General features: G+C 63.5%; 16 protein-coding genes. 5 read left to right on the plus strand and 11 right to left on the minus strand.

Annotation, left to right across the window (positions count from 1 at the left end; translation table 11 throughout):
* The first annotated feature begins 21 nt into the window (after nt 1-21).
* Nucleotides 22-987: an HD-GYP domain-containing protein gene (locus HNQ39_RS30625; protein WP_343075978.1), complete on the plus strand. Its 966-nt coding sequence runs from the start codon at nt 22-24 to the stop codon at nt 985-987.
* 3 nt (nt 988-990) lie between these two features.
* Here the strand turns inward: HNQ39_RS30625 and HNQ39_RS18510 are convergent, their stop codons facing one another.
* Nucleotides 991-3,024, minus strand: coding sequence for an alpha-galactosidase (locus HNQ39_RS18510; RefSeq protein WP_184199888.1), 2,034 nt, complete (start codon nt 3,022-3,024; stop codon nt 991-993).
* 131 nt (nt 3,025-3,155) lie between these two features.
* Between HNQ39_RS18510 and HNQ39_RS18515 the strand changes: the two genes are divergently transcribed.
* The 3 genes from HNQ39_RS18515 to ygiD all read left to right on the plus strand — a co-directional run bounded on the left by HNQ39_RS18515 (nt 3,156) and on the right by ygiD (nt 4,831).
* Nucleotides 3,156-3,563: a hypothetical protein gene (locus HNQ39_RS18515; protein WP_184199891.1), complete on the plus strand. Its 408-nt coding sequence runs from the start codon at nt 3,156-3,158 to the stop codon at nt 3,561-3,563.
* 11 nt (nt 3,564-3,574) lie between these two features.
* A complete protein-coding gene (locus HNQ39_RS18520) occupies nt 3,575-3,910 on the plus strand; it encodes a copper amine oxidase N-terminal domain-containing protein (RefSeq protein ID WP_184199894.1) in 336 nt (111 codons plus the stop codon).
* A gap of 96 nt (nt 3,911-4,006) precedes the next feature.
* Nucleotides 4,007-4,831, plus strand: coding sequence for a 4,5-DOPA-extradiol-dioxygenase (gene ygiD, locus HNQ39_RS18525; protein WP_184199897.1), 825 nt, complete (start codon nt 4,007-4,009; stop codon nt 4,829-4,831).
* Nucleotides 4,832-4,834: 3 nt separating this feature from the next.
* Here ygiD and HNQ39_RS18530 read toward each other — a convergent pair whose 3' ends face one another.
* The 5 genes from HNQ39_RS18530 to HNQ39_RS18550 form a co-directional block, all read right to left on the minus strand.
* A complete protein-coding gene (locus HNQ39_RS18530; RefSeq protein WP_184199900.1) occupies nt 4,835-5,545 on the minus strand; it encodes an OmpA family protein in 711 nt (236 codons plus the stop codon).
* A 21-nt stretch (nt 5,546-5,566) separates the two neighbouring features.
* Nucleotides 5,567-6,082 (minus strand): DUF2227 family putative metal-binding protein, encoded by a 516-nt coding sequence (locus HNQ39_RS18535; RefSeq protein WP_184199902.1) that lies wholly within the window; start codon nt 6,080-6,082, stop codon nt 5,567-5,569.
* 6 nt (nt 6,083-6,088) lie between these two features.
* Nucleotides 6,089-6,943 (minus strand): sigma-70 family RNA polymerase sigma factor, encoded by an 855-nt coding sequence (locus tag HNQ39_RS18540; RefSeq protein WP_184199905.1) that lies wholly within the window; start codon nt 6,941-6,943, stop codon nt 6,089-6,091.
* A gap of 36 nt (nt 6,944-6,979) precedes the next feature.
* Complete coding sequence (gene dnaG / locus HNQ39_RS18545) at nt 6,980-8,992, minus strand: DNA primase (RefSeq protein ID WP_184199908.1); 2,013 nt, start codon at nt 8,990-8,992, stop codon at nt 6,980-6,982.
* A gap of 74 nt (nt 8,993-9,066) precedes the next feature.
* Nucleotides 9,067-10,140, minus strand: a complete 1,074-nt coding sequence (locus tag HNQ39_RS18550; protein ID WP_184199911.1) for a hypothetical protein — start codon at nt 10,138-10,140, stop codon at nt 9,067-9,069.
* 106 nt (nt 10,141-10,246) lie between these two features.
* Between HNQ39_RS18550 and HNQ39_RS18555 the strand changes: the two genes are divergently transcribed.
* Nucleotides 10,247-12,883 (plus strand): [protein-PII] uridylyltransferase family protein, encoded by a 2,637-nt coding sequence (locus HNQ39_RS18555; RefSeq protein WP_184199914.1) that lies wholly within the window; start codon nt 10,247-10,249, stop codon nt 12,881-12,883.
* A gap of 115 nt (nt 12,884-12,998) precedes the next feature.
* On the opposite strand, the gene uvrC is transcribed toward HNQ39_RS18555, so the two are convergent.
* The 5 genes from uvrC to HNQ39_RS18580 all read right to left on the minus strand — a co-directional run bounded on the left by uvrC (nt 12,999) and on the right by HNQ39_RS18580 (nt 20,397).
* The gene (gene uvrC, locus HNQ39_RS18560; RefSeq protein WP_221290111.1) at nt 12,999-14,846 is read right to left on the minus strand and encodes an excinuclease ABC subunit UvrC; all 1,848 of its coding nucleotides are present in this window, start codon (nt 14,844-14,846) and stop codon (nt 12,999-13,001) included.
* Between the two features lie 32 nt (nt 14,847-14,878).
* Entirely contained in the window at nt 14,879-15,445 is a 567-nt protein-coding gene (locus HNQ39_RS18565; protein ID WP_184199916.1) for a Uma2 family endonuclease, read from the minus strand.
* Nucleotides 15,446-15,540: 95 nt separating this feature from the next.
* Nucleotides 15,541-17,100 carry a hypothetical protein gene (locus tag HNQ39_RS18570; RefSeq protein ID WP_184199918.1) on the minus strand — a complete coding sequence of 520 codons (1,560 nt, stop codon included), beginning with the start codon at nt 17,098-17,100 and terminating at the stop codon, nt 15,541-15,543.
* The gene (locus tag HNQ39_RS18575) at nt 17,090-17,695 is read right to left on the minus strand and encodes an RNA polymerase sigma factor (RefSeq protein WP_184199921.1); all 606 of its coding nucleotides are present in this window, start codon (nt 17,693-17,695) and stop codon (nt 17,090-17,092) included. Before HNQ39_RS18575 ends, HNQ39_RS18570 begins: the two co-directional genes overlap by 11 nt.
* Nucleotides 17,696-17,814: 119 nt before the next feature.
* Nucleotides 17,815-20,397 (minus strand): MGH1-like glycoside hydrolase domain-containing protein, encoded by a 2,583-nt coding sequence (locus tag HNQ39_RS18580; protein WP_184199924.1) that lies wholly within the window; start codon nt 20,395-20,397, stop codon nt 17,815-17,817.
* Between the last annotated feature and the right edge of the window lie 77 nt (nt 20,398-20,474).

Raw genomic sequence — 20,474 nt, forward strand, 5'->3', positions numbered from 1 at the left:
TTCTTACTGGATGGCAAGCCTATCGCCAGTGCTGCGGTCGGAGGGGCCCCGCGCGGTGGTGACCCCGAGGTTCGCTCACGGACGCTCCTCCCCGACGATGCCACGGGGGGACGGCTGGCGCTGGAGCTGGGGCTCTCACGGGCAGCGCTGTTCACGGACTTTGAGCGGGGACGCTCCGTGGTGGCGGGGGTCTTTCTGATCTCCTGCCTCCTCGGTGTCCTCCTCACCGTGCGGCTTGCTCGTCGGTTCACCCGGCCTCTGGAGGCGGTGATTGCGGCAGCCCAGCGGGTACGGGCGGGAGACTGGCCCGAGCCGCTGACGGTCTGTGGGCAGGCGGAGCTCGGGATGCTCCAAGAGGTCTTCAATGAGATGACGGTCTCGCTGCGGATCCACCAGCTGGTGACGGTGCAGACACTCGCTGCTGCGGGGGATGCACGCGATACCTACACCCGTGGGCACTCGGACCGGGTTGCGGAGTACGCACGCCAGCTTGCGGTGGCGCTGGGCTTTTCCCAAGAGCAGGTGGAGCGTATCCACACGATCGGCACTCTCCACGATGTCGGCAAGATCGGCATCCCAGACTCGGTCTTGCTCAAGCCCGGGCCGCTGGACCCCGACGAGCGCAAGGTCATGGAGTCGCACGCGGTGCGTAGTGAGGAGCTCATCCGCAATGTACCGTCGCTGGTGGCCACGCTCCCGGGGATTCGCCACCACCACGAGCGCTGGGACGGCAAGGGCTACCCGGATGGCCTGGCAGGAGAGGAGATTCCCCTCGATGCCCGTGTTCTCGCCCTCGCCGATACCTTCGATGCCCTCACCAGCGACCGCCCCTACCGCAAGGGCTGGGACTTTGCCCGTGCTCTGGCAGAGATCGAGCGCTGTGCAGGCACCCAGTTCGATCCCGCGCTCGTCCCGTATTTCATCGCCCTCTGGCCCGCCGCGACCGAGCCCGCAGCACCACTCCCCGAGCTCCGCAAGGCCGCGTAGCCGCTACTCCACCACGAGCCACTCCATGCCCCCCGCGGGTATCGTCACCTGCACGGTCACGGAGTAGTCGCGCTCCAGCGTGTAGGTCTTCGCCTTCCCCCCTCCAACCGCGAGTTTGGCCGATTTCGTGAGCCCCGTGTAGTAGAGCGGCAGGCGTAGCGCACGGGTGATGGGCTGATCGGTGGGGTTGAAGAGCACCGCTAGGGCTTTCTCCTTGAGTGCCGGGTTCACATGGAGGACACCGTCCCAGTCGCGCCCATCGGCGCGGCGCAGGTGGAGCAGGTCGCTCTCCAGGATCGCCCGGTGCGCCTTGAACCACGCCACCCACTTTGTCACGAGCGCCTTTGTCTCCGGCGTGTCGTAGAGGCGGGGACCGCGGTAGCAGGCCTGTGCGCCGTAGCCCAAGTTGTTCTGTAGGTGGCGCTCGTAGTCCGGGAGGTGGTCCTTGAGCGGCTCGATGGTCGCCGCCGCACCGCCACCCTGGTACTGCACCAGCGGGACGAACATCCAGCCCATGCTCGGGGTCTTCTCCCAGGTGCCATCAAAGAGGTTCTGCCGTGCGTGGAGCACCTGCTCGGCGCGCGGCAGGCTCCAGTTGCTCTCCCGGTAGCCCATCCCGGTCTTGTTGGAGCCATTGAGAAAGTAAAAATCCGGGACATTCAGGTAGATATTCTTGCTGCGGCACCAGTGGTAGAACGCGCGAATCTGCATAAACTGGGTCCACTGGGAGTCCGCAAGGCCCTGGTGTCCGGGGTGCGTGGTCGAGGCGCAGATATCGCCGGGGTAGCTGCCATCGTGCTCCAGAATGTCAAAGCCCGTCTCGGTCAGAAAGGTCTTGAGGTGCTCAAAGTAGGCGATTCCCCACTTACTTCCCAGGCACGGGCTGTTGCCAAAGATCGCACCATTAGGGTTCTTGACATCGTCGCGCTCCGAGATGCTCCGCGAGGCGAGGAGCGAGTAGCCGCCCAGGCGAATCTTCTTGCTGTGGGCGTAGTCGGCGAGGGCCTTGAACTTGGCGATGTTCTGCGGCGACGTGTCCTCCATGTTCAGGCCGCTGCCAAAGCTTAGGATCACCATCTCAAAGCCCACCTCGGCGCACTGGTCGATCGCGGTCTTGACGGTCTCCGGGTTGGTGCTGGTGACATGGAGCAGGAGCGGGTTGTCCAGCACCCAGGGGGCCAGCGCGCGGTACATCTTGCGGAGGGCGAGGCCCTTGCGCTCGCGCTCGGTGGAGTCGTGGAGGAGCACGAAGGTCCAGAAGCTATCGAGGCTCTGGCCGGGCTCCAGGACGATATCGGGGCCGTAGGGAGGGCGAACCTCAAGCAGGCACGGGGTCTGGCGCTCGTAGTTGACCTGGGTTGCATAGCCGGGGTCGGGGACAAAGTGGACGGTCTTATTGGAGTTGCTCTGGCCCATCCCTCCGAAGCTGTAGTCCGTGGAGACACTGATGTTGGGCTGCTCCCAGCGCTCGATCTTGTCGACCACGGACTCGGGCTCGACCAGGGCAAGGCGCTCGCTGGTAAACGAGCTCACGCGGAAGGGCTTCTCGCCCGAGTTGCTCACGGTCAGCCACTTGGCAAAGACCGGCAGGCCATCGTAGAGCTCGTAGTGGACCGTGACCGCCAGCCCCGGCGCGGCGAACTTCAGGTCGAGCGAGACCCCTGCCAAGGCCGGTGCCGCAGCAAAGCGAGGCACGGGCTTGCCAACCGAGTAGCCGGTAAAGTGCAGGGCATCGGGATCGGCCTTGAGCTGGGGGAGCCACTCGGGCTTGAGAAAGGCATGGTTGGGCTGCCCCGTCAGCCCCCCGACCGCGCGCTGTTTGCCGTCGATGGTGACCACTGCCTCCGGGCCGACCGCACGCAAGAAGGCCTCGCCGGTCACGAGCTGGTCCAGGCCGACTGTCGCGGCATCGGGCGAGAGGCGAAAGGTGCGACGCACCAAGCCGTTTTGCAGGGTAAGTGTCTTGCCATCGGCGGTCGCGGCCACGCTTGCATGGACAGCAGGGGGCTGGATCAGCCAGTCGGGAGAGAGGAGCATGGTGCATTATGCCGAAAAAATTGTGCTGGTAGCAAACGGCGACAGCTGGTGATTATTGGCGAGCTTAATCCAGTGTTGCTTGACAGAAATTCAAATAAACGCTAGGCTGTGGTTGGTAGGAGGAATACACCATGTATAGAAAATTTGCTCTGTTTGCAGCCACGCTGTCGGTTTTTTCGTTCGCCTTGATCGGGTGCCAGAAGGCAGACGACGCCGCAGCCGGTGCAGGTGCGAGTGCGAGTGCCGTTGCCGACGCGGGTAAAGACACGGCGGGTAAAGTCGCGGATGCGGGCAAGGACGCCGCAGGCAAGGTAGCGGATGCGGGTAAGGACGCTGTGGCCGCTGTCACCGACCCTGCCAAGCTCCTGGAGGCTCTGAAGGTTGAGCCCGGTCTGGCCGATGTCAAGATCCAGAAGAACGCCAAGGGCGAGCTCGTGATGACCGGTAAGGTCGCCGATCAGGCGTTGAAGGCTAAGGCCGAGGAGCTGATCAAGGCTGCGGGCGGCACCGTTAAGAACGCGATCATTGTTGGTAAGTAGGAAGTAAGACCATGCCGTACACCATTGAAGGTATTTCAATCGAGGGCATCACCGAGCCCATCCTAGGTGAGGGGACGACCTTTGTCCCGCTCGCCAATGTCTCCCAGGCTCTGGGGGGCTACGCCGACTACGACCATGAGACCAAGGTTGCCCATATCAAGCTGGGCGACTATGATTTTCATGTTCAGGCAGACAACCCCATTATCGAGATCAACGGGTCGCCGATCGAGCTTCAGGCCGCGCCGTTTATCGACGTGGACTCGATGTTTGTTCCCGTGCGCCTCTTCGAGACCCTAGGCTTCTCGATGAGTGTCGACGGTGACCATATCTCCCTCGCCACGCCGTAGGCGCTCGGAGAAAGACGCGAGGCGCTGGGGCAGAAAGCTGCCCTGGCGCTTTTTGCTTTCTGGGAACCGTGTCGCCCGCCGCGTGTCTCTGGGAGTATGTCACTAGACCAGGCGCTACGCCAGCTTAAAGATGCCTTTCCGATCACTGGGGAGACCTTGCCTACGCTATTTGTAGGCCACGGGAACCCGATGAACGCTATCGAGGACAACCCCTACAGCCGTGCTTGGGAGCAGCTGGGGGCGGCGCTCCCCAACCCCAAGGCGATCCTCTGTGTCTCCGCCCACTGGGAGACCCAGGGAACCCAGGTCACGGCGATGGAGCAGCCCCGGACGATCCATGACTTTGGTGGCTTTCCTCCCGAGCTCTTTGCGGTCGAGTACCCCGCGCCCGGCTCTCCCGAGCTCGCGGAGCTGGCGCGTGAGACGCTCTCCGAGACGACTCCCGTGGGGCTCGATCAGCATTGGGGACTGGACCACGGGGCCTGGTCGGTGCTGTGCCGGATGTTTCCTGCGGCGCGGGTGCCCGTGGTTCAGCTGAGCCTCGACCGGAGCCAGTCGCCCGCGTTTCACTACGCCCTGGGACGCGAGCTCCGCAGCCTCCGCGAGCGTGGGGTCTTGGTGGTGAGTAGCGGCAACGTGGTCCATAACCTGCGTCAGGCGCGCTGGGTCGATGTGGCGGCGGACTGGGCGCTGGCCTTCGACAGCACCGTCAAGGAGCGCATCTTGACGGGAGACCACGAGGCCTTGGTGGACTACATCAAGCTCGGGCAAGAGGCGCAGCTCTCCATTCCCACCAACGAGCACTACCTCCCGCTGCTCTATACCCTGGGGATGCAGCACGACGGCGAGGGGGTCTCGTTCTTCTCGGAGCACGTCACCCTCAACTCCATCTCGATGCGGACCGTGCTGATCGGCGGGTAAGGCCTACTTCTGGACCACGCGCACCGCGATCCGTCGGTTCTGTGCTCGTCCCGCCTCAGTCGCGTTATCCCCAACGGGGTTCTCGCCGCCGTAGCCCTCCGCCTCAAGGCGTGCGCTCTCGATCCCGCGCTCCGTGAGGGCCTTCAGGACCGCATGCGCACGCTCGTCGGAGAGCTTTTTGTTGGCGTCGGCGCTCCCCAGGTTGTCGGTGAAGCCGCCGATCTTGAGGTGAACCTTGGGGAAGGCCTTCAGGATCGCGGCGATATTCTCCAGCTGAGGGAGCGCCTCGGGCTTGAGAACGGGCTTGCTGGTCTCAAAGCGCAGGCGGTCGAAGGTAAACCAGGTGGTCTGGTCCACGGGCTTTGTCTGGATAAAGGCGATCAGCTGGCTCTCGATCCCGCTAGCCGCCCCTTTGAGCACGGCACCTCCCGGAAGCGCGATATCGGTCAGTGCGACCTTGGGCTCGGGGCTTGGAGTGGGCTCTGGGGTAGGAGTCGCTGGCGCGACCGGGGTCGCCGGGACACTGGTGGCCGGCGGCGGAGGAGGGGGCGTGCTACCCGAGTCGGGGACAGTGCTCGGGGACGCGGGCGTGCTTGCCTGCTTCTCAGAGGAGCTACCTCGCAGGAGCAAGAACCCGGAGATGAATACCATGAGCGCAAGGACGCTGGGGAGGAGCCACTTGGGGCCAAGGGATGAGTCGGTCTCAGCTGCCATCGAGGGATTCCTTTTTCGTGTCTAGCGGCGGCGTTTCATAAAGCTATAGATCGTATCGGCACCGGTGTGGAGCGCGGTGCCAAAGATCAGCCCAACCAGGGCCATGATAGTCGCGCGAGGGTTGTGGGCGTAGATGTCCTGACAGAGGTCCCAGGGTGTCCGTTCGGGGGCGCCCGGCCCAAGTCCCGATGCCTGTCGAATCCCCCATAAGACCGCCCAAGCGAGGAGCCAGACCATGCCCATGAGGTAGCCAACCCGCATCAAGGGCGAGAGAAGCCAGGAGTGGGAGACCCAGGAGCGGTGTGGGACGAACTTCTGGTAGGGGTACCAGAGAAAGCGCAGTGGCCCCCAGCGCCGGTAGATCGACGAGTCCAGGTCCAGGTCGGGCGAGAGCATCCAGCCGGAGAAGAGGGTGGCGACCACGAGGGTCGCGGCGATCTTCCAGTCCTGGGGAGCGGGGGTTAGGTACCACCACACAGGAACGGCCAAGCCCGCGCCGATGGCGGTGATACGATCGTGGACCTTCCCCGAGGGCACGGAGGCTTACCCTACAAACTCACGGAGCAGGTGCAGGCTATCGGGGCTCCGAAGCTTGCCCATAGCCTTGCTCTCGATCTGACGCACGCGCTCACGGGTGACACGCAGGTGCCGCCCGACCTCTTCCAAGGTCTGCGGGGTACCGTCGCCGTGCAGGCCGTAGCGCAGCGCGACCACGTCCCGCTCGCGCTCGGTGAGCTGCTCCAGAACCCGCTCAAGCTGGTCACGGAGCACGCGGCGGCTGGCGGCATCGGTGGGGCAGAGTGCATTGGGGTCGGGGATGAAGTCGAGGGGGCAGGTGGTCTCGGACTCCTCGCCGGAGGGGCCATCGAGGGAGAGCGGCTCAGGGAGCGCCCGGAGCGCCTCTTGAATCCGCGAGACCGGGAGCTGGAGGCGGAAGGCAAGCTCCTCGGTGGTGGGGTTGCGCCCGAGCTCCTGGCGGAGAAACTGGCTGGTGCGCAGCAGGCGCTGGATAAAGTCGATCATGTGCACAGGGAGCCGGATGGTGCGGCTCTGCTCCGCGAGGGCACGGAGGATCGCCTGACGAATCCACCAGGTCGCACAGGTCGAAAACTTAAAGCCCTTGCGCCAGTCGTACTTCTCCACCGCCCGTAGTAGCCCCACATTGCCCTCTTGAATGAGATCCGCAAGGGTCAGTCCACGGCCCTGGTAGCGGCGCGCAATCGAGACAACCAGGCGCAGGTTCGCCTCCGCAAGCCGGGCGCGGGCATCGTCGTCGCCCCGCTCGATCTGCTGTGCCAGGCGGATCTCTTGGTCCAGGGTCAGCAGGCGGCTTCGGCCCGCAACATGGAGCCAGCTGCCCAGGCCATCTTCGAGGATGCTATCGGTGGATTCTATCAAAATCGCTGGTTTACTCCCTGAAGGCATAACATGCATTCACAGGGTAGACTCGCCTCCCCGCTTCTTGGCAAGAGTCCAGGCCTGTAGAGCCAGTATTTCGTCATTGGTGAGTCCAATTCCTTCTGTCCGCTTGGCCTGAATCGCACGAATATGCGGAGGCGGGTGGCGCAGAGCCAGCTCATTGACACAGTCATGAAGCGCTTCCTCCGAGAGAGGGGCATCGGCGTTGGTGGGGACGAGGTAGCGGGTGGCAAAGAACGCGAGTTCCTGGTCGATGAGCTGGTCCAGTGCGCGCTGGAGCGACATCCGGCCCGCCAGGAGGGGATAGAGCGCCTCGACCAGCTGTCGCCCCTGCGGATGGTTGAAGAGCCCGCCTGGGGAGCAGGCAAGCGCCTTCGCGGCCCGCTCTAGCTCTCGCAGGGTCACCATCCGCCAGTCGTCGTCGAGCAGGCCCCGCAGGACCGCACGCTCGGCTTTCTCTAGCGCGGTGGTGGACGGTCCCGCAGGTGCCTCCGGACGGGGTGGTGGTGGGGGCTGACCGTAGCGGGGGCGTTGCTGCCAGCCTCCGCCCCCGCCTCCTCCGCTACTCTGGTTGTTGCGCTGCCAGTTGCCGCCGCCATTCCCGCCACCACTGCCTCGTTCGTAGCGGGGCCGGGGCACGGTCGGGACAAGGACATCGTCGCTGGGGGCTTGGGGCGTGCCGGGGCGCTGCGTGCGCCAGCGCTGGACCTCGGCGAGGATCGAGGCCTCCGCACGGGTCCCTGAGCCAAAGGCGGGGTGGTAGGGAGCGAGCCGCCCCACCAAGAGATCGAGCTCCAGCGACGAGCGCACCTCCGCGAGAAGGGGAATCGACTCCCGCAGGTAGCCCATGCGCCCGCTCTCGTCGGTGAGGTCGAACTGGCGCTTGAGGCCATCGAGGCGAAACTCAGGGACGGAGCGGGCGCTGTCCATGGCCTTGCGAAAGCCCGCGATATTGCCACGCCGGAGCATGGAGTCGGGGTCGTCGCCCTCGGGCATGGCTAGGATCTTGAGGGCAAACTCTGGGCCATGCGCCGTAAAGAGCTCCGCCGCCCGGAGCGCCGCGCGAATCCCGGCCTCGTCGGAGTCGAACGAGAGCAGGATATTCTTGGTGTAGCGCCCGAGGATGCGGATGTGCTCATCGGTGAGCGAGGTCCCGAGGGTGGCGACCACGTTCTCGATCCCCGCCTGGTGCGCCGCGATGACATCCATGTACCCCTCGACCACCAGCACCCGGTCGGCATCGCGGATGACATTGCGGGCACGGTTGAGACCGTAGAGAATCCGGCTCTTGGAGAAGACAGGGGTCTCCGGCGAGTTGAGGTACTTCGGCCCGACATTGGTATCGGGCGGGAGCTCGGGGTTGGGGATGATTCGTCCCCCAAAGGCGACTATTCGCTCCTGGACATCGATGATGGGGAAGATCAGCCGCCCCCGAAACTTATCCGTGAACTCGCCTTGAACCCGCCGCGACGGAAAGTTTAGCCCGGCTTGCTCCGCGGCGTCCATCGGGACCCCTCGGCTCTGAAGATGGCGGGAGAGGGCGCTCCACTCATCGGGGGCGTAGCCGATCTGGAAGTTCTCCAGGGTCTCGTGGGCGAGGCCGCGCTCCTTGATGTAGTCCTGTGCGAGCTTGGCCTTGCCCAAAAAAGCGCGGAAGAAGCGCGATGCCTCAGCGTTGGCGCTGTAGAGGCGCTCTTTCTCATCGCGCTGGCGGGCGGCCTCGGTGCTATCGACTCCAGTGCGTGTGAGGGTGATTCCCGCAAGCTGCGCCAGACGCTCGGCGGCCTCGGGGAAAGTCAGGTTCTCGGCCTTCATCACAAAGGCGAAGATATCCCCGCCGATCCCGCACTGGCCGTAGCAGCGCCAGAAGCTCTTGTCGGGATCGACATGAAACGAGGGGGTCCGCTCGTTGTGGAAGGGACAGAGGCCTTTAAACGTCCTCCCCGAGCGCTTCAGGGCCGTGTAGCGTGAGATAAACTCGACGAGGTCGACGCGTTCGCGGATCGTATCTTTCTCACTGAGTTCCATGGGGGACTCTATCATACCCCAAAAAAAACAAAACCCCCGGCGCGGAGAGCCGCGCCGGGGGCAGTGTGAGAGGTCTACTCGACCGAGTTGATCTGGATCGCGACAACCTTGTAGATGCCGTTGTACGGATCGGGGGTGCCGTTGACAAACTTCATGTTCATCAGCTGGAACTCGATGTGCTGCTTGGGGTAGGAGCAGACCAGGAGCTCACCGCTCTTCATCACGGACTTGGGGGTACCGTAGGTGCGGATCAGGTCCTTGTAGGTCGAGCCCAGGGTGATTCCCTTGGAGCTCTTGTCGCCCTTGGTGCGGGGCACATAGCCCGTCACACGGATCTGGGAGACCTTGCCCTCAGGGGAGATCAGGAAGTCGTAGCCAATAGCCTGCTTCTGCTTCTTGGCATCGAGTGCCTTCATGGAGTAGCTCCAGGTCACTTCCTGCTGAACCGTGGACGAAGACGTGGTCTGGCCAAAGCGTCCCATGCCGCTTCCGCCGCCCATGCCGCCGGGCATCCCGCTTCCACCACCGGCCATCATGCCATCGAGGTCGCCGCCGCCCATCAGGCCGCCGCCGCCCTTACCTGCACCACCGGGCATTCCCATGGGGCCGCTGCCACCCATGCCGGGGCGCTGCATGCCACCGTAGCCACCCATCATGGGGCCGCTGCCGCTCATGCCACCGCCGCCCATCATGGGACCGCTGCCGCTCATGCCGCCGGGCATTCCACTACCACCGGGCATTCCCGCGGGGGCCATTCCTGCACCAGGCATTCCGCTACCGCCGGGCATTCCCGCAGGGCCGGGGATTCCACCGCCCATGCCAAGGCCGCCGCCGCCACGCTTGCCGCCGCCCATCGGGCCACTACCGCCCATCATGCCGCCCATGCCCTCACCATCGAGACCACCGCCCATGCCGCCCATCATGCCGCCCTGGCCCGCGCCGCCACCGGCGGTGGGGGGACGAACCGCAACATCGCCGATCTGGATGTCGTTGGGGTTGCCAAAGGCGGTCAGAATCGACCGTGCCGACGAATTAATCCGGATTCCTGCAAGCGAGCGCTCAATCCCATCTTTCTGAGCATGTGCCGGGAACACACCCGACACTACCAGCGCCACGCCGCCGAAACCCACTACCTTTTGCCAGTTCATGAAACTCATCCTCCCAAAATTCTCCCCGATTGGGGGAGCCTACACTCGGAACTAGATGCCGCGTATTCTACCAGATTTTTTACAAAATGGTATAAAACTTCTTATTGTGTCCAATTCTCTCCACACCACTGCTCTTGCCTCGCTTCGCGAGGAGCGCTCCCTCACCGACTACCTGATCCAGGCGCGGGCGGAGCTGCGTGCCCGCTGGCTCCCCGAGACCGGGGGGCGAGCCTGGGCACAGGCACATAGCGACCTGCTCGATGCGGTGCTCCGACGCTTGCTAAGCCTTGCGGCGGAGCGCTCGGGGCAGAGCCCCCAGGGGATCGCTCTGCTCGCAACCGGAGGCTACGGACAGAGAGCCCTGGCTCCCTACTCCGATGTGGACCTGACCTTCTTGGTGGACCGCGACGATGACCCGCCGCTGCTCCGGGAGGCGTTTCGCCTCGTGATGGATGTCCTGATGGCCGGTGCCCGCATTAAAGTGGGCTACGCCTATCGCCATATCTCAGAGATCGGAGGAGACCGGCTGGATCATCAGACCCAGACCGCACTTCTCTCCGCTCGCCTGATCGCGGGCGATGGTGCGCTCTTTGCCCGTTTTGATCGCATCTATGGCCCCGGCCTTCACATTGCGGACTTCCTTTTTCGAAAAATTTCGGAGCGGGAGCGAATCCGGCAGAAAATGGGGACATCACCCTACCTGGTGGAGCCTGAGCTCAAAGAAGGCGCAGGAGGGCTACGCGACATTCAAACGGCGCTCTGGATGGCACGTGCACGCTTCGATAAGACCGGAGACTCGCTCTGGCGGGAGCTGGTGCGCCGGCATATCCTCACGGCATCGGAGAAGACACGCCTACAAGAGGCACGGGAGCACCTCTATAAGATTCGAAACCTCCTGCACCTACTCACCGACGAGCGCCGGGACCGGCTGAGCACGTCGCGGCAAGAGGAGATCGCCGCCCGGCTGGGAATCACCGACGAGGGAGGCATTCCCGCGGTCGAGGTGTTCATGCAGCGCCACTACCAGCGGACCGGGGATATCTACCACCTCTCGGAGAAGATCATGCAGCGCTGCCTGGAGGCCCCGCTCGCGCTGGGAACGGACTCGGGGCTGGCGTCGCTGCGCCGCACGGTGATTGTCGCCGAGCCACGCCGGGTCGCGGCCGATCCCCACTGGCCCCTCGCGGCTCTCGAGTTTTGCCAGCGCTACGAGCTAGAGCTCGCCCCCGCGACCATCGAGGCAATCGAGGAGCTGGTGGACAAAGAGGGGCTCTCGACCGACTCCGGGACCCGCTTTCTCAACCTGCTGATGCAGCCCGGCGATGTGGAGCAGACCCTGCGGCGGATGCACCGCACGGGTCTTCTTCGAGCGCTCCTCCCTGAGCTGGACGCCTGTATGGGGCTCGTTCCCTACGACCCCGCGCATGTCTGGACCGTGGGGGAGCACACGCTTCGGGTCCTGCAGAACCTCACCCGCCTGCGCCCCGACGCCCCCCCCGACTCTGGTGTCCCTGCAAACTACCGCGAGGTGTTCGCATCGCTGGAGTCGCCCGCGACTCTCTACCTGGGAGCCCTGCTCCACGACCTGGGCAAGCAGTGGCCCACCCTGCTCGACGGCACCCGCGCGCCCCACGAGCTCACCGGTGCCGAGCGGGCGACCGCACTCTGTGAGCGTCTTGGGGCCTACCCCCAGAGGGCCGAGAGCGCGGTCTTTCTGGTGCGCTGGCACTTGCTCCTGGCCGAGCTCTCCCGCCTGCGCGACCTGACCCGCCCGGAGACGATCCGTGAGGTGCTGCGGCATGTCCCCGATGCGGATCACCTCAAGATGCTCTACTTGCTGACCTGGGCGGATACCTCGGCGGTGGGCCCCGGGGTCTGGACCGACATGACCGCCCGCCTCCTGGATGAGCTCTTTGGCCGCACGCTTGGGGCACTGGAGAGCGACCAGCCCGACGAAGACGATCCCGATGAGGCGGCGCGTCGCCTGGACGGTCTGCGCGGGCGGCTGCGGCGCCGCTTGGCCTCGCACGCGACCGAGGAGGAGAGCGCGGCGATCCAGAGCCACACCAACGCCATGCCCGCGGCCTATCTCCTCAACACATCCCTGGAGACCATGACCCTCCACCTGGCGATGATCGGAGCACTGACCAGCGGGGAGGCGGAGCACGGGGTGGTCGCCGATCTGCGGACGCTTCCCGGCACGGAGCAGACCGAGCTCACGCTGGTGGCCTACGACGACCCCGCGCCGGGGCTCTTGGCCAAGATCACGGGCGTACTCTACGCCTACGACATCCGCCTCCACGCGGCGCAGGTCTTCACTCGGCCCGCGGAGGGGGAGTCCGGGCGCGCGATTGTCGTGGACACGCTGGTGATCGACCACCGGGACCAGCCACTGGACCGCAACATGCGTGGGGAGCTCGCTACCGCGCTGGGAAAGGCCTTGGGCGGTGAGGAGCCCATCCCTGAGCTCCTCGCCCGCCGCCGCCGCCCGGAGCCGTCGCTGGGCACGCTACAGAACCTCCGCCTGGAGCCCACCGATGGTGACCACACGCTGCTGGATGTGATCGTCCCCCGCGGCCCCGGCGCGATCCACGCTCTCCTCCGCACGGTCACTGCCCAAGGCTGGAACATCCACGCCGCCCGCCTCTCCACCTGGGCCGGACTAATCCGCTGTGCGCTCTACCTCTCGGAGGCAACCCCGGGCGCGGGTGGGGACTTGAAGGCGGCGCTGTCCGGGGGCTGAAGTCCCCGGCAGCAGTTGGGGAGCGTCCCGAGGACGCATAGAGAATATTGTCTTTTGCGCCCACGGGGCGCTCTTGCCTGCTGCCGGGGACTTCAGCCCCCGGACAATTCCCGCACTACGCCCCCTTCAGATAGTCAAACACCTCTTGGGCGAGCTTGGCGTTCATTCCGGGGGCCTTGGCGAGCTCGACCGCGCTGGCTTTCTTCATCTTGGCGACACTGCCAAAGAACTTCAGCAGGTTCTTGCGCCGCAGGGGGCCGATTCCGGGGATCTCGTCGAGGATACTCATGTTGGCGGCGCGGCCACGGACATTTCTATGGTAGGTGATCGCCCAGCGGTGGACTTCGTCGCGGACCCGCTGCAAGAGAAACAGAGCGGGGGCGTTGCGTGGGAACTCGATGGGCTCGTGGGCGCCCGGGAGGAAGACCTGCTCATATTGTTTGGCGAGGCCGATCATCGGGAAGTCGTAGCCGAACTGCTTCATGGCGTCCTGGGCGGCGGAGAGCTGCCCTTTGCCGCCATCGACCACGATCAGGCTGGGCTGCTGGGTGAACTTGGGGTTACCCTCGGCCATCTGCGCGAAGCGGCGCGTGAGCACCTCGAACATCATCGCAAAGTCATTGGGGGTGTTGTCAGGGAGGCTCTCGATCTTGAAGCGGCGGTACTCGCTCTTCTTGGGCTTGCCCCGCTCGAAGACCACCATCCCGCCGACCGCGTGGCGCCCCTGGACATTGGAGTTGTCGTAGGCCTCGATCCGGTGGAGGGAGTTCTCCGGCATCCCCAGCGCCGTCGCCAGCTCTAAAAGCGCCCCGTCGATCCGGCTCTGCTCCGCCGCCGCGACCGCGCGGAGCTGTGTGAGTGCCTGCTCCGCATTCGCCGACGCCAGCTCCATCAGGCGCTTCTTCTCACCGCGCTCGGGGACAGAGAGGGTGACTTTCGCGCCGCGTTTTTGCCGCAGCCAGCTCTCGATAATCTCGGTCTCCTCCACGTGGGTGGGCAGGAGAATCTCCCCGGGGACAAAGCTGGCGTCTTGGTAGTAGCGCTTCAGAAACTCCGCGGTCGCCTCGCCCACACCGTCCTCGGCACCGTCGAGCAAGAAATGCTCCTGCCCGATCAGCTTGCCGCCGCGGATAAAGAACATCTGCACCGCCGCCCCGGTCTCGTCGGCGACCACGGCCATGACGTCCTGGTCGCCGGTCGTGGTGCTGACCACTTTCTGCCGCTCGACAATCGTGTTGATGGCTACCAATTGATCCCGTAGCTTGGCCGCGCGCTCGAACTCTAAGTTCTCCGCGGCGGTCTCCATCTTCGCCTGCAGGTTCTTCGCCAGCGAGTCCTGCCGGCCTTGGAGAAAGACCTCGGTGTCTTTGACCGTCTGGGCATAGCGCTCCTTATCGGCGAGCCCGGCGCAGGGCGCTTCCGGGCAGCGGCCCATGTGGTGGTACAGACACGGCTTCTGCTCGACCTTGTTGGTCCACTCCTTCTTGCAGGTCACGAGCGGGAAGACACGGTAGATCAGATCGACGGAGTCCCGCACGGCCGCGCCATTCGTATACGGCCCAAAGTACTTATTCCCATCACCCTGCTTCACTCTCCGGGTAATCAGCACCCGCGGAAACGGCTCGCTGGTCGTCAGCATCAGATAGGGGTATTGCTTGTCGTCCCTGAGTCGGACGTTGTACTTGGGCTGGTGCTTCTTGATCAGGTTGCACTCTAGGATCAGCGCCTCCAGCTCGGTATCCGTCAGCACCCAGTCCATATCGACAATATTGGCGACCAGCTTGCGTGTCTTGGGCGTGTGGTTGGCCGACTTTTGAAAGTACGAGCGCACTCGGTTCCTGAGATTGATCGCCTTACCGACATAGATAATCTGCCCCTCTTTATCTTTGTAGAGGTAGCACCCCGGGTTGGTCGGGAGGTTCTTGAGCTTTTCTTCAAGCGTCAGCGGCGCAGGCGAGGACATGGTGAACTATTGTACCGCTTCCGCGCTCAGGGCTATTCGGGATCAGGAAACTCCAGGCCATCGTAGAGGGCGGCGAGGGAGATTTCTATGTCTAGTGGTGGGATATATAGACTCCCAACAAGCGTCTCCCCGTCGTCCACCTGCCAGGCATCGTCTTTGCGACTCCAGCACTCCACTAAGATGCGGTTTTGTGAGACAAAGACAATAGCTTTCAGACCTGGCAGGCTCCGGTAGCGACGAAATTTTTCTCCCCGGTCAAAGGCCTCCGTGGACTCGGAGAGTATCTCAAAAACGACAGTCGGGTTGAGGATGGTGTCTCGGCGGGTGTTGTAGAAAAGCGGGGGCGAGCAGAGGATCAGGGCATCGGGGTAGAAAAAACTCGCCCCGATCTGGACCTTGAGGCCCTCGGTGCGAACCCGGCACGGAGGCTTTAGTGCCGTCGCACAGGCAGTGACAAGGTTTGTCGCGAGCTGGTTGTGCTCATCCGACATCCCTGCCATGGCATAGATGCTCCCCGCGACATACTCATAGCGCTCCGGCTGCACCTTCTCCCAGGCTAGAAACTCCTCAACGCTCCGTAGCTTTTCCGCCGTCGCCATAACGGCATTATACACCTGTCCTACGACGGGTTCTACGGCAAGGGCTGGCGCTTTTCCGTGAGCGGATTCAGCGCCAGCCCGAGCTTCCAGGAAGCTTACTGCTGTGAGTACTTGAGTAGGTACTTGCGGTTGGACTCGGCGTTCTTGACGAGCTCTTGACCATTGGGGATGCGCTTTGCAGCCGCGACCGCGCTATCGAGCCAGCGGAGGGCGTTGCGGGTAGCGACCGGGTTCATGGCGGGCTTGAGCCCTCGGTTCATCCCAATCTGACGCACGTAGTAGTAGTGCCGAGCCATCGCGGCGGCGTAGGCGAGGGTGGGAATGGCTTGGGTGATGATCATTCCCTCGGAGGTCGGCTGGTTGTCGTAGGGAAGCGCTAGGGAGCCAGGAGGAACAGTGACACTGATCCCGTATTTCTTATTGAGAATCGAAATAAGCCGCATCTGTGGGGTCTCCTCCCAGGCGTCGATCCCAACATAGAGCGGAAGCTGAAGGTTCTGCGCACGCGGGGCATCTGGGGCGAGCGGTTCCAGGGGGACAAGCCAGAGCGTAGCGTAGTCCGCACTTCCGCCGACATTGTGTGGGCCGCTGATGGAGAGATAGATCCGCCCTTGGTCGTCGCGGGTGTACTCAGGCTCGTCCTTGTGCAGAGGCTGATCGCGGAGATTGACAGAGGCATGGAGGCCCGGCGTGGAGTGATCCGTGAGTGCTGTGTTGCCGAGCCAAGTACTGACTCTGAGCTGGAGATTGCCCTCCGTGTCGTAGGCGAGGACGGTCGGCTGAAGGACAATACCTTGCTGCGTGGCATCTATCGTAATTTCTCCTGCTTTGGGAAGCGCCTGAGCCCCATCAGGTAGGGCGACATTGTAGGTGCAGGTCAGCTCCGCCTCGACAAACGTTTTCTTAATCGGCCCCTCATCGGGCTCCTGCGTTGGCCCATGGTCGTGCTCGTTCTGGGTTACCTGGTAGCGAATGGGGAGGTTGCTCTTGCGGTCCACCGAGAGCTCGGCGACGCGCTCGATATCGCCCGATACAATGTGGCTAATGAGCATGAGCTGTGGGCTTTGGGGGTTCCGGTAATCGACGGAGAGGCTGCTGAGATAGTCCCCGCCGATTCCCTCGAAGAAGTGCTCCCCCGGCTGGTTGGGATCGTCGCTGAGGGAGCTGGAGGGCAGCAGAATCGAGTAGGACTTGGGGCGCATGCGCACTTTGGGGAGCTTGCGGAGCCTGGTCTTTCCATTGTCAATCAAGACACTCTCCCCGAGCTGCTCGCGGTAGAAAAATGGCGATCGGCGGCCCCAGATCTCCCACTTCACTTTTTTCTCGTTGACGATACGCCAGCCGATAAAGTGCCAGGTGTTGGTATGTGAGATCGCCTCCCGGACATCGCTGGCGGCGAAGCTGCGGGGGGTGAGAAAACGTGGCCCCGCCAGGAGGCCAATGCCTAGGGCGGTGGCGACCGTGAGAGCGCCAATTACAGAACGAGCCATGATGGGTTTCCTTTGAGGGGGGAGCGCGAGTGTGCCTGCCACTCGGTTGATTTGGGCGATATTTCGCTTGTAGGCACGGCAGCCGGAGCAGCCCGCCAGGTGGAGCGTGAGTGCGAAAGTGCGCTGCCCTTCGCTCAGGGCAATGCGGGCGTTGTCACAGTGCATGGGGAGTTCCTTTCGTGGTCGGACAGCCACCCTCACAGGCGGTTTCGTGGGTGATCAGGGGAGCGAGCTTGGCATAGAGGAGGCGGGTCGCCGTGCCTAGGCGAGACTGCACCGTTCCCAGGGGAATCTCCAGCAACTCTGCCACTTCTTTATAGCGAAACCCCTCCACCCGGATGAGCACAAAGACACTGCGATAGTACTCCGGGAGCTGGGCGATCGCTGCCTCCAGAGCGTCCTGTGCCTCAACCTGAGAGAGCAAGGCGAAGGGATCACTCAAGGGCGCAGCAGGCTCAAAGCTCTCCTCAAGCAGAGTGGTCGGGAGGTTCTTTTGCTGGCGACGCAGGGTGCCGTACTGCCGGAAGGCGATCCCACAGAGCCAGGTGGAGAACGCTCCCCGACCCTTCCACTGGTCCAGCTTCTCATAGGCAATGACCACCGTTTCCTGCAAGAGGTCCTCGGTCTCGGTCGCATTGCCCGTGAGCCGCCGTAGCATTCCCTCCACTCGGGGGCGGTGCCTTGCCAGGAGCACCTCCAACGCCCGCGGATCGCCTTTTCTTGCTTTATGAACCTGCCAGGTATCGGAGTTCCAGATCATTGATTTCGCTGTCCTGACAGTAAGTAGCAGGCAAGCCCCGTTTGTTCGCAGATCCCAAAAAATAATGTCGCGGAGCGACTTTGTGGCCGCAGGTCAGGAGCGAAGCGCGCCCGCCTCGTTCATGAGGCCTGGGCGATGAGCTTCGCCACTAACGCCGTCCAGCCGGTCTGATGGCTCGCTCCGAGGCCGCGGCCCGTGTCGCCGTGGAAGTACTCGTGGAAGAGGTAGTGCGGGTGGCTGTCGGGGCGCTGGATCAGCGAGATAAGGCGCTGCGAGAGGTCTGTGGCGACCGCCCAGAGGTCGTTGTCGTTGTAGAGGAAGCTCTTGCCGTAGGCGTAGTCGAACTTCTGGAGCGACTCGATCAGGAGATAGTTCAGCGGCATCCAGAGCGGCCCGCGCCAGTTGGAGTTGCCGCCAAACATCCCGCTGGTCGAGTCGCCGGGATCGTAGGCGACCCGGTAGGTCTGGCTTCCGACTGTCAGCCGGAACGGGTGCGAGCGGTGCCACGCCGAGAGCGAGCGGATGCCATAGGGCGAGAGGAACTCTTCTGGGTCGAGTGCCCGCTTTAGGACTCGGCGCAGGCGCTCCTGCCCGACCAGCGAGAAGATCACCCGCTCGCTCTGTCCGGGATCGGCGAGGTGGGCCACTTCCTGACACAGCTCCGGCTTGTGCGCCATAAACCACTTGAGCCGCTTCGTAAAGTCAGGGACACGCTTTAGGGTCTCGCTATCGAAGCTCTCCACCGCAAAGAGGGGAATCAGCCCGACAATCGAGCGCACGGGGAGCCGGTGTGTCGAGCCATCGGGGAGGCGCAGGGCATCGTAGAACCAGCCATCGTCTTCGTCCCAGAGCACCCCCGAGTGGTTAAATGCATGGGCGATATAGACAAAGTGCTCGGCGAACTTGGTGGCGACATCTTCATAGGTCGGATCGGTCTTGCACAGCTCCAGCGCGATCGCCAGCATGTTCAGGCAGAACATCGCCATCCACGCCGTGCCATCGCACTGCTCCAGGGTTCCTCCGGTCGGGAGCGGCGCGCTCCGGTCGAAGACCCCGATATTGTCCAGCCCTAGAAAGCCGCCTTCAAAGAGGTTGTTGTCCTGGGCGTCCTTGCGGTTGACCCACCACGTGAAGTTGATCAGTAGCTTGTGGAAGATCCGCTCCAGAAACACCGTGTCGCCGGGCTCATCGCGCCCCTTACCCTGCTTCTTGCGCTCGATCTTGTAGACACGTAGTGCCGCCCAGGCATGGACCGGCGGGTTCACATCGCCAAAGGCCCACTCGTAGGCGGGGAGCTGGCCGCTCGGATGCATGTACCACTCTCGGCAGAGCAGGAGGAGCTGGTGCTTGGCAAACTCGGGGTCGATTAGCGCGAAGGGGATCGTGTGGAAGGCCGTGTCCCACGCGGCAAACCAGGGGTACTCCCAGCAGTCCGGCATCGAGAGGATATCGGCCGCATTAAATGTCCGCCAAGCACTGTTACGCCCGGATTTTCTCTGCCCGGGCGGCGGCGGCTGACCGGGGTCACCATCGAGCCACTGGTCCACATCCAGGCGGTAGAACTGCTTGCTCCAGATCAGCCCCGCAAAGGCCTCACGCTGCACCTGCTTCTGCTCCGCAGTCGCGCTTGCCGGAGCGAGCGTGTCGTAGAATGCGTCCGCTTCTTGCCGACGCTGTGCCAGTACAAGTGCTGTTGCCTCTGGCTCCCAGAGCGGCGGTGCTTCTTGAAGCGTGTTGGGCTCTGCCTGTCGGCGCAGACGGAGCCAAAGAGACTTACTTGCGTTTGCGGGAACCAGGAGCTGCTCGACCAGGCAGGCTTTGGTCCCGCGCTCTCGACTCTCACAGGCATTGTCCTGAGCGTGTAGGAGTTGATCCCCGAAGGCGTCTTTCTTGTTCTGGGTGCTCTCTAGTGTTCCCCAGAGGAGCTGGGTATTGCTCTCATTGTGAGTCAGCCACAGCGCCGATGGATGCGCGGCTTCGAGGGTGTAGGTACCTAGCCTCTGGTGCTGTGCCAGGAAAATAGAGTCACTGAGGCGCGTGATCTCAGGGCGTGGGGTGTTCTTGCCCCAGCTCCAGCGGTTGCGGAACCAGAGGGTGGGGAGGAGCCAGAGCGGCGCATCTTCCGGCCCCGCATTAAATGCCGTGATACAGACCACGATATCGTCGATTCCCGCCTTGGCGTACTCCACGGTGATATCGAAGTAGCGCTTCTCGGCGAAGATGCCTGTGTCTTCTAGCTCGAACTCCGTGGCGTGGGGGTCGTGCTTGCGGCGGGCGTTCTCCTCGATCAGCTGTGCGTAGGGGAAGGCGCGCTGGGGATAGCGATAGACATACTTCAGGTAGCTATGGCTGGGGGTGGCATCGGCGTACCAGTAGAGCTCCTTGACATCCTCGCCGTGGTTGCCCTCACCATTGGTGAGCCCAAAGAGGCGCTCCTTGAGGATGGGGTCCTGGCCGTTCCAGAGGGCGAGCGCAAAGCAGAGGCGCTGGCGGATGTCCGAGATGCCCGCGAGACCGTCCTCACCCCAGCGGTAGGCGCGGCTCCGGGCATGGTCGTGGGGGAAGTAGTCCCACGCGGAGCCGTCGGGGCTGTAGTCCTCGCGCACCGTGCCCCACTGCCGCTCGGCCAGGTAGGGGCCCCAGAGCCGCCAGGTGTCGGCGTCTTGCGCCTGCTCGGCGAGTCGTCTCTCCTCGGTGGTCATGGAAAATTGTATCAGCTTCATTAAAAATCCGAGCGCATGTGGAAGAAGTAACTAGCCAAATAATGGATATTTAATGG

It is taken from the genome of Armatimonas rosea (assembly GCF_014202505.1).
Classification (GTDB): domain Bacteria; phylum Armatimonadota; class Armatimonadia; order Armatimonadales; family Armatimonadaceae; genus Armatimonas; species Armatimonas rosea.